Source organism: Actinomadura sp. NAK00032 (assembly GCF_013364275.1).
Lineage (GTDB): Bacteria > Actinomycetota > Actinomycetes > Streptosporangiales > Streptosporangiaceae > Spirillospora.
Genome location: NZ_CP054932.1, coordinates 897,272 through 910,271, shown reverse-complemented (window position 1 = coordinate 910,271; position 13,000 = coordinate 897,272). Strand labels below are relative to the sequence as shown.

Annotated in this window: 9 protein-coding genes; 4 read left to right on the top strand and 5 right to left on the bottom strand. The window is 72.5% G+C overall.

Annotated elements, in window-relative coordinates; genetic code table 11:
• Window positions 1-34 precede the first annotated feature (34 nt).
• From HUT06_RS04305 to HUT06_RS04295, 3 genes are all read right to left on the bottom strand, one after another.
• Window positions 35-2,461: an ABC transporter permease gene (locus HUT06_RS04305; RefSeq protein ID WP_176194507.1), complete on the bottom strand. Its 2,427-nt coding sequence runs from the start codon at window positions 2,459-2,461 to the stop codon at window positions 35-37.
• Entirely contained in the window at window positions 2,458-3,180 is a 723-nt protein-coding gene (locus tag HUT06_RS04300) for an ABC transporter ATP-binding protein (RefSeq protein WP_254715725.1), read from the bottom strand. Before HUT06_RS04300 ends, HUT06_RS04305 begins: the two co-directional genes overlap by 4 nt.
• Before the next feature lie 158 nt (window positions 3,181-3,338).
• Entirely contained in the window at window positions 3,339-3,776 is a 438-nt protein-coding gene (locus HUT06_RS04295; RefSeq protein WP_176194505.1) for a hypothetical protein, read from the bottom strand.
• A 206-nt stretch (window positions 3,777-3,982) separates the two neighbouring features.
• Between HUT06_RS04295 and HUT06_RS04290 the strand changes: the two genes are divergently transcribed.
• A complete protein-coding gene (locus HUT06_RS04290; RefSeq protein ID WP_176194504.1) occupies window positions 3,983-5,692 on the top strand; it encodes a BCCT family transporter in 1,710 nt (569 codons plus the stop codon).
• Between the two features lie 8 nt (window positions 5,693-5,700).
• Here the strand turns inward: HUT06_RS04290 and HUT06_RS04285 are convergent, their stop codons facing one another.
• Together HUT06_RS04285 and HUT06_RS04280 are read right to left on the bottom strand one after the other, a co-directional pair.
• On the bottom strand, window positions 5,701-6,528 hold the full coding sequence (locus tag HUT06_RS04285) for an oxygenase MpaB family protein (RefSeq protein WP_176194503.1): 828 nt from the start codon (window positions 6,526-6,528) through the stop codon (window positions 5,701-5,703).
• Between the two features lie 101 nt (window positions 6,529-6,629).
• The gene (locus tag HUT06_RS04280; RefSeq protein WP_176194502.1) at window positions 6,630-7,361 is read right to left on the bottom strand and encodes an isocitrate lyase/phosphoenolpyruvate mutase family protein; all 732 of its coding nucleotides are present in this window, start codon (window positions 7,359-7,361) and stop codon (window positions 6,630-6,632) included.
• Window positions 7,362-7,486: 125 nt separating this feature from the next.
• On the opposite strand from HUT06_RS04280, the gene HUT06_RS04275 reads away from it, so the two are divergent.
• From HUT06_RS04275 to HUT06_RS04265, 3 genes are all read left to right on the top strand, one after another.
• On the top strand, window positions 7,487-8,515 hold the full coding sequence (locus HUT06_RS04275; protein WP_176194501.1) for an esterase family protein: 1,029 nt from the start codon (window positions 7,487-7,489) through the stop codon (window positions 8,513-8,515).
• A 337-nt stretch (window positions 8,516-8,852) separates the two neighbouring features.
• Entirely contained in the window at window positions 8,853-11,267 is a 2,415-nt protein-coding gene (locus HUT06_RS04270; protein WP_254714974.1) for a M4 family metallopeptidase, read from the top strand.
• 74 nt (window positions 11,268-11,341) lie between these two features.
• Window positions 11,342-12,871 (top strand): M28 family peptidase, encoded by a 1,530-nt coding sequence (locus tag HUT06_RS04265; RefSeq protein ID WP_176194500.1) that lies wholly within the window; start codon window positions 11,342-11,344, stop codon window positions 12,869-12,871.
• Window positions 12,872-13,000: the final 129 nt, after the last annotated feature.

Below are 13,000 nucleotides of genomic sequence, written 5' to 3'. Positions count from 1 at the left end.
TCTTCTCCGTGGAACGGAGGTTCTGGTCGGGTCTTCAGTGGACGGACGGGGAGGTGCGGCGGCGCAGCATCGCCCGTGCCGGGAGGAGGATCGCGGCGGTGCCGGAGCCGGCGACCCCGAGGAGGACGGCCGCGCACGCGGCCGGTGAGACGGCGGGCAGCGGGACGCCGGTGACCGCCATGGCGAAGGCCATGAGCGTCACGGTCGCGATGGTGATGCCGATCGCGGTGCCGGTGCCGAGGATGATGGCGGCCTCCAGGCGCAGCATCCGCAGCACCTGCCCCCGGGTCGTGCCGACCAGCCGCAGCAGCCCGAACTCGCGGCGGCGCGCGGCGGTGGCGAGGGCCAGCGTGGTGATGAGCCCGATCGCGATGAACCCGCCGATGGCGGCGACGACGACCAGGTTGAAGAAGCCCTGGAGCCGGATCTCCTCCGACAGGGCCTCGTCATGGGCGTCGCGGTCGATCGCCTGGACTCCGGCGTAGGCGGACGTGGCGGCGCTCAGGTCGGCCTTGCCGCGCACGAGGACGTGGTCGTCCAGCCCGGTGGCCGTGTGGGCGGCGACCAGGTCGCGGGGCAGCAGGACGTCGCCGAAGCCGAGGTCGCGGTCGTAGACGGCGACGATACGGGCGTCGATCCGGGTGCCGTCGCCGAGCCACAGCGGCGCGGTGTCGCCGACGTGCCGGCCGCCGACCGCGTTGCGGCTGAGCGCGACGGTGTTGCCGCGCAGGTCGCGGAGACGGCCGGAGGTGACCTTCGGGTCAATGGTGGCCTCGGCGTCCGCGCCGAGGCCGCGCGCGGGCAGCGAGGTCAGCTCCTCGTCGCCCATCTCCTTGATCTTCATGACCACGGTGGTGCGGTTGACGGGCGTCGCGGCGGTGACGCCGGGGACGCGGCGGACGGCCTCGGCGGTGTCCGGCGGGAGGCCCGGCCCCGCCGACACGACGACCTGGTCGGCCCGGCTCCCGGCCGCCGCCTGCCCGGTCGTCGCGTGGACGACGGTCGTCTGCGCGAACAGCTGGGTGCCGGCGAACGCGACGGCCAGCGCGACCGGTGTGATGATGGACCCGGCGCGCAGCGCGGCGGCGGCGCTGCCGTGCCGGGCGAGACGCCCGGTGACGGGCGCGATCGCCTGGGCGGCGCCGCCGAGGAGGCGGGCGCCGTGCCGCGCCAGCAGCGGCCCGAGGAACGCGGTCGCGACGATCAGCGACATCACCAGCCCCCCGACCGCGGCGACCGCGGCCGGCCCGGAGGTGGAGCCGGAGAAGCCGAGCGCGCCCAGCCCGATGATCAGGAAGACGACGCCGGTGCCGACCCGCCATCCGGGCAGGTCGGCGGGCTCGACGGCCGCCTCGCCCAGCGCCTCGACGGGCCGGATCCGGGTGACCCGCAGGGAGGCGAGGAGCGATGTCACCACGGCCGCGAGCAGCGTGATCGCGACCGCTGCGAGAGCGGGCAGCGGGCTGAGCGCCGGGCCGAACCCGTCCGGCAGGACGTCCTTGCGCCCCATCGCGGTGAGCATCGCGGCGCCGAGCCCGAGCGACAGTGCGCCGCCGATCAGCGCGGCCGGGATCCCGACGCGCAGCGTCTCCCGGACGAGCCGCCCCTGCACCTGCCACGGGGTCGCGCCGATCGCGCGGAGCATCGCGAACTCGCGCGCCCGCTCCCGCACCGACAGGACGATCAGCCCGCCCACGACGACCAGCGCGGTCATCACGGCGACCCCGGCGAACGAGGCGCCCATCTCCAGGATGTCGGGACGCGCGGCGGCCACGGCCGGGGACTCGACGTCGCCGCGCGCCTTCCCAGTGGAGACGGTGAGGCCGGGTGCGGCCTTCCGGAGGTCGCCGGTGTCGGGGTCTCCGATGACGGCGAGGGCGTCGGCGCGTCCGGGGTGGCCGTAGAGCGCCGCCGCCGTGGCCGGGGCGAAGAACGCGGCGGCCGGGCCGTCGCCCACGACGCCGGAGACCCGGTAGGGGCGCGGCTTGCCGTTGGTCTGCACCTTGACGGTCGTGCCGGGCGCGACTCCGGCGGAGCGGCTCAGCACGACCTCGTCGGCGGCCTGCGGGGCGCGTCCGGTGCTCAGCTCGTAGGGGCGGAGGGCCGCGGAGTCCCAGCCGTGGCCGGTCAGCGTCCGGCCCGAGGGCAGCAGGACGGGGAACGACACGTCCGCGACGACGGCCCGCACACCCGGAACGGCCCGCAGCCGCTCCGCCGCGCCGGCCGGGACCCGGGACGGCTCGGTCACCGGCCGGCTCGCCTCCGCCGGCGGGTCGCCGAGCTTCTTCACCGTGGTGGACACGCTGCGCGGCCCGGTGACGACGGCCGCGGCGGCCTCGTACCGCTCCACCGGGCCGTGCGCCCGCCACGCCGACTCGATCAGCACCCCGCACGCGCCGATCAGCGCGGCGGCGAACAGCAGCGCCGCGAAGATCCCGGTGAACGCGCCCCGGCTCCTCACAGCGACTCCCAGCGGCTCATGATCGCGGCGGCGGACGGGTCGGCGACCTCGTCGACGATCCGGCCGCGGTCGAGGAACAGCACCGAGTCGGCCCACGCGGCCGCCATCGGGTCGTGCGTCACCAGCACGAGCGTCTGGCCGGTCTGGTCGACGGCCTCGCGCAGCAGCCGCATCACCTCGCGGGCGGTGCGCGGGTCGAGCGCGCCGGTCGGCTCGTCGGCGAACACGACCTCCGGGCGGGTGATCAGCGCGCGGGCGATGGCGGCGCGCTGCTGCTGCCCGCCGGACAGCTCCGACGGCCGGTGCGCCAGCCGGTCGGCGAGCCCGACCCGCCCGACCACCTCGCGCAGCCAGGCCGGGTCGGCGGCGGCCCCGGCGAGCCGGAGCGGCAGCGTGACGTTCTGCTCGACGTCCATGGACGGGATCAGGTTGAACGCCTGGAACACGAACCCGATCCGCTCCCGGCGCAGCCGCGTCCGCTTGGTCTCGCCGAGCCGGCCGATGTCCGCGCCGCCGATCCGGACGGTGCCCTCGCTCGGGCGGTCGAGCCCGGACGCGCAGTGCAGGAACGTGCTCTTGCCCGAGCCGGACGGCCCCATCACCGCGGTGAACCCGCCGCGCGGGAACGTCCACGTGACGCCGTCCAGCGCCCGGACGGAGCCGTAGGTCTTGGTGACCGCCTCCAGCCCCACGGCCTGCGCGGTCGCCTCGACCGTCATCGTCGTCATGATCCCCTCCGGGTGAAATCCCCCTCTGACCTTGACGAATCTAGGTTCGGGAGGGCACCCGGCACATGGGCCCGCTCTCCCGAATCGATGGTGTAGCGGGCTACACCATCGATTCGGCGACACTGAGGCACTCGACGGCGACGCCGATGTCACATGGGGGTGCCCCGCCCGGCTCCGGGGCGGGCCGTCCAGACCTGTGTCATCAGGACCGCGCCGGCGCCGAACAGCGCCACACCGAGGGGGACGTGGACGGCGAGATCACCCCTGCCGCCGACCACGAACTGGACGGCGGTGAACACCAGCAGCAGCCCGGTGACCGCCAGGTAACGCCCTGATCCGCGACCGACCCGCCACACCAGGGCCGCGGCGATGGTCTGGAGGATCAGCGCGGCCGTGACGGCGGGGCCCGTGCTGTCGTGCAACTGGCTGCCACCGTCCTCGTCGGCCAGGATCTGCCCGGCGGTGATGCCCTGGACCAGCAGGGCGGTGGCCAGGAAAGCCGTGGTGGCCTTCATCAGTCCGAAGAACCGGGGAAGCGACTCCCGCTCCGCGTGCGCCGGGGAGAGCGGCTTGGCCGGTGATGACATGGGGTTGCTCCTCGTGGTCGTCGTGTCGTCGCGCGACGTCCTGACGAACACGAGATGCCTGCGGACCGTCCCCCTGTGACATCCGGCGCGTGTGACCTGGGCCACTCGCGCGCCGCACCACGCCTTCGCCCGCCGAAGGCACTGCGCGTGAACGAATTACTCTCCCCTGTCACTGAGAAGTGAATATCCGGGCAAGAGTCCAGATCATGAAGCGCAAGCGCGAGCCCGGGGCCGAGTTCCCCGGCACGGAACCGGCGGGCCTCGCCCAGCATGGCCGCGCGCACACCGACTGGATCGTCTACGGCGTCACCGCCGTGCTGTCCGTGGCGTTCGTGGTCTGGGGCGGGGCGTCCACCGGCACCCTCAGCTCCGCCGCGCAGAGCACGCTGGACTGGCTGATCGGCAACGTCGGCTGGCTGTTCGTCCTCGCCTCCACCGGGTTCGTGGTCTTCTCGCTGTGGCTGGCGGTCAGCCGGTACGGGCGCATCCCGCTCGGCCAGGAGGGCGACGAGCCCGAGTTCCGCACCGTCTCGTGGATCGCGATGATGTTCAGCGCCGGCATGGGCATCGGGCTGATGTTCTTCGGCGCCGCCGAGCCGCTCACCCACTACGTGATGCCGCCGCCCGACACCGACGCGCCGCAGAGCGAGGCGGCGATCGAGACGGCCATGGCCACCACGATGTTCCACTGGACGCTGCACCCGTGGTCGATCTACGCCGTGCTGGGCCTCGCGATCGGGTACGGGCACTACCGGCGGGGCCGCAGCCAGCTGATCAGCTCGGCGTTCGCGCCGCTGCTCGGCCACCGGCGCACCCAGGGCCCGCTGAGCAAGCTGATCGACATCCTCGCGCTGTTCGCGACGCTGTTCGGGTCGGCGGCCTCGCTCGGCATCGGCGCCCTCCAGATCCAGACGGGCATGCGGGAGGCGGGCTGGATCGAGAGCCTCGGCACGTCCGTCCTGGTGCTGACGATCGTGGTGCTGACGATCTGCTTCATCCTGTCGGCCGTGTCCGGCATCGCGCGCGGCATCCAGTGGCTGTCGAACATCAACATGGTGCTCGCGGGCGTCCTCGCGCTGTTCGTGTTCGTGGTGGGGCCGACGGTCTTCATCCTGGAGCTGCTGCCCACCTCGATCGGCGTCTACATCCAGGACTTCGGCGAGATGGCGTCCCGCTCGGGCGCCACCGGCGGCGCGGAGATGAAGAAGTTCCTCGCCAACTGGACGATCTTCTACTGGGCGTGGTGGATCTCCTGGGCCCCGTTCGTCGGGATGTTCCTGGCCCGGATCAGCCGCGGCCGCACCATCCGCCAGTTCGTCGCCGGCGTGATCATCGTGCCGAGCACGGTCAGCCTGGTCTGGTTCGCGATCTTCGGCGGGGCGGCGATCGATCAGCAGCACCACGGCCTGAACCCGTACGGGAACGGCTCGGAGGAGCAGATCACCTTCAACGTGCTGCGCGACCTGCCGTGGGAGTCCATCACCGGCGTCATCGTGATGCTGCTGGTCGCGATCTTCTTCGTGTCCGGCGCGGACGCCGCGTCGATCGTGATGGGCACGCTGTCGCAGCGCGGCTCGACCCGGCCGGCCCGCTGGATCGTCATCTTCTGGGGCGCGCTGACCGGCGGCGTCGCCGCGATCATGCTGGTGATCGGCGGTGACGAGGCCCTCAACGGCATCCAGAACATCACGTTCATCGGCGCGCTGCCGTTCACGATCGTGCTGATCCTGCTGTGCTTCTCGCTCTGGAAGGACGTCCGCGACGACCCGATGATGCGCCGCCAGAACAAGGGCGCCGAGGTCCTGGAGGACGCCGTCGTCGCCGGCGTCCGCCGCCACAAGGGCGACTTCGAACTCCAGATCCGCCCCTCCGCTCCCACCTCGGACGACGCGCCCGGCCGGCCGCCCGGCCAGTGACCGGCAGGTCAGACGACGGGGCGGCCGCTGCGGACGCGGCGGCGGAAGTCGTAGAGGTAGGCGTTGAAGGGGAACTCGCGGGCCGGGCGGGGCAGGGCGCGGTTGGCGGTGCGCATGACGCGCAGGAGGCGGTCGAAGCGGCGCTGGTCGCGGGGCGTCCAGGGGTAGCCGAGCTCGTCGCGGAAGGGCTGCGGGAGGAAGCCGAGGGTGAGGAAGGTGTGGGAGCGGCCGAGCGCGAGGCGCACCGGGGCGTGCAGGAAGCGCAGTTCGGTCAGGTCGCGCAGGTAGCGGCGGGTGACGTCGTCCATCTGGATCTTGCTCATGCCGTCCTCCCAGTACTCCTGGAAGGCGGCGCGGTCGGCGGGCCACAGTTCGGGCTTCACCTGCAGCGTCGTGCCGAACCGGGCACCGTGGCGGTACAGTTCCTCGGCCTCGGCGGGGGACGGCTTCCCGTAGAGGATCTCGTAGATCATTTCGAGGCCGAAGTAGAGGCAGGCGGCGACCCACAGCTGGAGTTCGGGGTCGAACGCGTTGTAGGCGACGGGCTCCTTGGCGCGGACCTGCCGGTGCGCCCGGTTGACCTCCAGGCGCATCGCCTTGCGCTCGTCCTCGGTGCCGAGCATGGCGACGGCGATGTACGTGAGGGTGGTGCGGCCGCGCTTGACCGGGTGCTTGTCGACGCGTCCGCTCTCGACGGTGCTCTCGGCCACGCCGTGGCCGATGGGGAGGCGGGCGAGCTGCATGACGACGTTCGCCGCGGCCCCCGCGAGCGCCAGGCCGCTGATGGAGTCGAGGACGACCTTCGGGGTCCCGGTCTCCGCCGCGATCGCTGTCATACCGGCCTCACTTCCTGAGACATAGAGGCGAATTTCGTCTCACTGTGCCAGTGTAAGTGACCGCTTGCAAGGGCGCCCGGGGGTGGGCGCCCTCACACACGTCAGCCGTGCGGGTCCTCCTTCGCCTGGACGCGGGTCGCGAACTCCTTCACGGCGTCGAGCGCGCGCAGGTACGGCATGGGGCCGTAGGACACCCGGGCCACCCCGGCCGCGGCCAGGCCGGCGAGGGACGAGCCGGGCATGTTGTTCGCGTTGACCGGCCCCGGCAGCCCCTTGACCAGGGCGGGCACGGCGTCCATCGGCGCGGTGATCGGGTAGACGCAGTCGGCCCCCGCCTCCAGGTACAGCCGGCCCCGCTCGATCGCGGCGTCCACCGGATCGGGCGCCCCGCCGATGAACGTGTCGACCCGCGCGTTGATCACCAGCGCGTCGCCCGCGGCGTCCCGGACGGCGGCGAGGTACTCGGCCTGCTTCGCCGGGTCGGCCAGCTCGCCGCCGTAGGTGTCCTCCAGGTTGCAGCCGGCGGCGCCGATGGCGAGCAGCCGCGCCACGATCTCCGCGGGCGGGAGCCCGTACCCGGCCTCGGCGTCCACGGTCACGGGGACGGTCGCGGCCCGGATCACCCGCCCGGCCGCGGCGAGCATCTCCTCCACGGGCGCGCCCTCGTGGTCGGGGTAGCCGAGCATGGCGGACACCGCGGCGCTGGCGGTGGCGAGCGCCGGGAAACCCGCCTCCTGGACGATCTGGGCGCTGCCGGCGTCCCACACGTTCGGCAGCAGCAGCGGATCGCCGGGCCGGTGCAGCTCGCGCAGCCGTGCGGCGTTGTCGGACATTCTGTCTCCCTTCCCTTTCCCACGTGGACGGAACGGCTCGCCGCATTGTGACATCGGCGTCCGACGGGCGCGCCGCGCCCTGGGTTAGCGTCGGGGTGATCACCACCCGCGATGAGGGAGTGCCCATGCTGCCCTGGTCCGCCGAGTTCGCCGGACGCCTGGAAGAGCACGTCGTCAGCAGCGAGCTGCTGCGCGGCAACCCGCTGAAGGACCCGCACGAGCGGCCCGTGCTCGTCTACCTCCCGCCCGGCTACGACGACGAGCCGGAGCGCCGCTACCCCAGCGTCTACGTGATCACCGGGTTCACCGGGCACGTCGGGATCTGGCGCAACCGGATGCCCTACCGGCAGCCGTTCCCCGAGACGGCGGACGCGGTGTTCGCCTCCGGCGAGGCCCCGCCCGCGATCGTCGTGTTCGTGGACGCCTGGACCGCGCACGGCGGCAGCCAGTTCGTCGACTCGCCCGGCACCGGCCGCTACCACTCCTACATGTGCGACGAGATCGTCCCGTGGGTCGACGCGCGCTACCGGACGCTCGACGCCCCCGAGCACCGGGCGATCAGCGGCAAGTCCAGCGGCGGCTACGGCGCGATGATCACGCCGATGCTGCGGCCCGACCTGTTCGGCGCGCTCGCGACGCACGCCGGCGACGCGCTGTTCGAGTACTGCTACCTGCCCGAGTTCCCGAAATGCGTCCGGCACCTGCGCAAGTACGACGGCGACATCTGGCGCTGGTGGCACGACTTCACCTCGCGCACGTCCTTCACCAAGCCCGAGGACATGGAACTGCTCAACATCCTCGGCATGGCGCTGTGCTATTCGGCCCGCGAGGACGGCACGCCCGACCTGCCGTTCGACCCGGTCACCGGCGTGATCCGGCAGGACGTGTGGGACCGCTGGCTCACCTTCGACCCTGTCCGCATGGTGCCGGGGCACGCCGCGGCGATGCGGTCGCAGCGGGCGATCTGGATCGACGGCGGGACGCGCGACGAGTGGTTCCTCGACGTCGGCGCGCAGGCCTTCCACCAGGCGCTTCTCGACGCGGGCGTCAAGGAGGACGTGATCCGGTTCGAGCTGTTCGACGCGGGCCACGGCGGCATCGACTACCGCTACCCGCTGGCGCTCGCCTGGCTCTGCCGGCGCATCGCCCCCTGAGCCGAAGCGGCTCCGCGCCGCGGCGCCGATTCAACGCTCACTTCTCGACAAAGGTTCCCAGGCGAACGGGCCGGGCCGGTCATGCCGGCCCGGCCCGTTCGCGCTGCAAGGAACGTTGCATTCAGCCCTTCCATTAACTTCGCCCCCGAACTTGAAAATCCAGTAACAAATGGATTCATTGACACTTTTCACAATTCGGGGTGCACTTCGGGGCAGCTCATCCGGATGAGTCCCCCATCCCCACCCCCCGCCGGGCGGGCGGCGATCCCACGGAGCGCTCCCACAAGGACCTCCAGGTGTCCTCCCGCGCCGTCCGGCATGTGGAAGGAGCACCCCCGTGAGACACCAGACCGCGATCGGGGCGACGGTGCTGTCCGTCGGCCTCGCCGTGGCGATGTCCTCCCCCGCCACAGGTGCGACCACCCGCACCGCCCCCGCGGCCCCGGCCAAGCCGGACCCCCGCACCGTCGCCGCCGCCTCGGCCGACCGCCTGGTCGCGGCGAAGCCCGCCGAGTTCAAGAAGGCCCCGCAGGACAGGATCGTCCGGCGCGGCGTCGTCTCGGGCCTGCGCGGTCTCCAGCACGTCCAGTACGAGCGCACCTACGACGGCCTGCCCGTCTACGGCGGCGACTTCGTCGTCACCACGAACGCGAGCGGCGGCGTCCTCAGCACGTCCGTCGACCAGACGAAGAAGCTCGACGTGTCGACCAAGGCGACGGTCAGCGCGGCCCAGGCCGCCAAGACCTCCCGCGCCAAAGTCGCCAAGGTCGAGAGCGCGACCACGCCGCGCCTGATGGTGCTCGCCGAAGGGTCGGGACGGCTCGTCTACGAGACCGTCGTCAGCGGCACCCAGAAGAAGGCCCCGACGAAGCTGCACGTGCTCGTCGACGCCAAGACCGGCAAGGTCGCCAAGACCTGGGACGAGGTCCGCGACGCGGCCGACGACCAGAGCTACTACCACGGCACCGTCGACCTCAGCACCGCCGCGACGTCCATGACGGACCCGCAGCGGTCCGGCATCCGGTGCGGCGGCCAGAACGGCGCCACCTACACCGGCAGTGACAGCGCCTGGGGCAACGGCGGCGGCACCAACCTGGAGACCGCCTGCGTCGACGCCCTCTACGCCGTCCAGAAGGAATGGGACATGCTGAGCCAGTGGCTCGGCCGCAACGGCATCAACGGCAACGGCGGCGGGTTCCCGCTCCGGGTCGGCCTGAACCAGGCCAACGCCTACTGGAACGGCAGCTACACCAACTTCGGCCACAACCAGGCCGGCACCAAGCAGGCGACGTCCGTGGACGTCGTCGGGCACGAGAACGGCCACGCCATCTTCACCACCACGCCCGGCGGTGACAGCGGCGGCAACGGCAACGAGAAGGGCGGCATGAACGAGTCGGCCGGCGACATCTTCGGCGCGCTGACCGAGCACTACATGAACGAGCCGTCCAACCTCGACCCGCCGGACTACCTGGTCGGCGAGGAGGTCGACCTGGTCGGCTCCGGCCCGATCCGCAACATGTACAACCCGCAGGCGCTCGGCGACCCCAACTGCTACTCGTCGCAGATCCCGCGCACCGAGGTGCACGCGGCGGCCGGCCCGCAGAACCACTGGTTCTACCTCCTGGCCGAGGGCTCGAACCCGACCAACGGCAACCCGGCCAGCCCGACCTGCAACGGCTCGACCGTCACCGGCATCGGCGTCAAGAAGGCCGGGCAGATCTTCATGGGCGGGCTGAACCGCAAGGTCACCAGCTGGAGCCACGCCCGCGCCCGCGTCGAGACCGTCAACGCGGCGCTGGAGCTGTTCCCCGGCTCGCCGGCCGAGTGCAACGCGGTCAAGGCGGCGTGGAGCGCGATCGACGTTCCCGCGCAGAGCGGCGAGGCGTCCTGCGGCACCCAGCAGAACGACTTCTCGCTGACGCTGAACCCCGGCTCCGGCAGCGCCGAGGCCGGCGGCTCCGCCACCGTGACCGTGGGCACCGCCGTCACCGGCGGCAGCGCCCAGCAGGTGGCGCTGTCGGCGACGAGCAGCCCGTCCGGCCCGACGGCGTCGTTCTCGCCGGGCACCGTCACCGCCGGCCAGTCGGCCACGATGACCGTCAGCGTCCCGGCCGGCACCGCCGACGGGACGTACCGGATCACGGTGCTCGGTGACGGCGCGTCCGTCGACCGCACCGCGACCTACACGCTCACGGTCGGCAACGGCTCGCCCGGCGGGACCGTCTTCGCCGACGACTTCGAGAGCAGCCAGGGCTGGACGACCGACCCGAACGGCACCGACTCCGCCACCGCGGGCGCCTGGGAGCGCGGCGCACCGCAGCCGACGAGCTGGTCCGGCACCAGCCTGCAGCTCGCGGCGGCCGGCGGCGGCGCCGACCTCGTCACCGGCGCGGGCGCCGGGACGGACGCGGGCACCTATGACGTCGACGGCGGCGTCACCACCGCCCAGTCCCCGGCGATCAGCCTGCCCAGCGGGACGCTCTCGCTGAGCTTCAGCTGGTACCTCGCCCACCTCAACAACAGCTCGACGGACGACTACCTGCGCGTCCGCGTCGTCGGCTCGTCCGGCACCAGCACGGTGCTGAACCAGAGCGGCGCGATGGCCAACAAGGCCGGGACGTGGCAGACGGCGACGTACGACCTGTCCGCCTACGCCGGCCAGTCCGTCCGCATCGTGGTCGAGGCGGCCGACAACGGCACCGGCAGCCTCGTCGAGGCCGGCCTCGACAACATCACGATCACCCAGTCCTGACCGCCCCCCCGCACGCGGCCCGTGATGGGGCCCGCTCCCCCGTCACGGGCCGTTCCATCCCTCCTGGAGGACCCATGAGATCCCGCACCCTGGCGGTGCTCGGGGCGGCGGCCCTGACCGCGTCCGCCCTCCTGCCCGGCGCCGCGGCGTCGGCCGCCCCCGCCGCACCGGCGGCCCTGGCCGCCCCCGACATCCCGCTCACCAACGTCAAGGCGCACCTGTCGCAGCTGCAGAGCATCGCGAGCGCCAACGGCGGCAACCGCGCCCACGGCCGTCCCGGGTACCGCGCCTCGCTCGACTACGTGAAGGGCAAGCTGGACGCCGCCGGCTTCCAGACCAGCATCCAGTCGTTCTCGCGCAGCGGCGCGACCGGCTACAACCTGATCGCCGACTGGCCCGGCGGCGACACCAACGACATCCTGATGACGGGCGCGCACCTCGACAGCGTCACCGCCGGGCCCGGCATCAACGACAACGGCTCCGGCACCGCCGCGATCCTGGAGACCGCGCTCGCCGTCGCCCGCGCGAACCACCAGCCCACCCGGCACCTGCGGTTCGCCTGGTGGGGCGCGGAGGAGCTCGGGCTCGTCGGGTCGACGTACTACGTCAACAACCTGCCCGCGAGCGAGCGGTCGAAGATCACCGGCTATCTCAACTTCGACATGGTCGGCTCCCCGAACCCCGGCTACTTCGCCTACGACGGGGACGGCTCGTCCGGCAGCGGCGGCCCGGCCGGGTCCGCCGAGATCGAGCAGGTGCTGCGCGGCTACTTCGCGACGATCAACGTGCCCGTCCAGGACACGGCGTTCGACGGGCGGTCCGACTACGGGCCGTTCATCCGCGTCGGCATCCCCGCCGGCGGGCTGTTCACCGGCGCCGAGGGACGCAAGACGTCCCAGCAGGCGCAGCTGTGGGGCGGCCAGGCGGGCGTCGCGTTCGACCGCTGCTACCACTCGTCGTGCGACACCACGTCCAACATCAACGACACCGCGCTGGACCGGAACTCCGACGCCATCGCGCACGCCGTCTGGACGCTCGGCGGCGACGGCGGGTCGCAGGAACCGCCCGGCGACACCGTCTACAGCGACGACCTGGAGACCGACACCGGCTGGACGGTGAACCCCGACGGCGCCGACACCGCCACCGCCGGCGCCTGGGAGCGCGGCACCCCGCAGCCGACGAGCTGGTCCGGCACCGGCCTGCAACTCGGCGCCGCAGGCGGCAGCGGCGCGCTCGTGACGGGCGCGGCGGCCGGGACCGACGCCGGGACGTACGACCTCGACGGCGGGACGAGCACCGCCCAGTCCGCGCCGATCGCGCTCCCGGCCGGGGCGAGGACCCTGTCGTTCTCCTGGTTCTTCGCCCACCTCAACAACAGCTCGGCCGACGACCGGTACCGGGTGCGGGTCGTGGGGCCGAACGGGTCCACGACGGTGCTGGACCAGTCGGGCGCGGCGGTGAACCGCGCCGGGGCCTGGCAGACGCAGACGGCCGACGTCTCGGGCTATGCCGGGCAGACCGTCCGCATCCTGGTGGAGGCCGCCGACGCGGGCTCCGGCAGCCTCGTCGAGGCCGGGCTCGACAACCTCAAGATCACCGAGTAAGCGCAGGCAGGCGGCCGGTTTCAGTGTTTTCCACGATGCCGTTCACACGATTGAAAATCCAGTGCCGGATGGATCCGTTGACACCCCACCGGCCGCCGCGATGCACTGCTGGACAGCCCGTCCCCCACC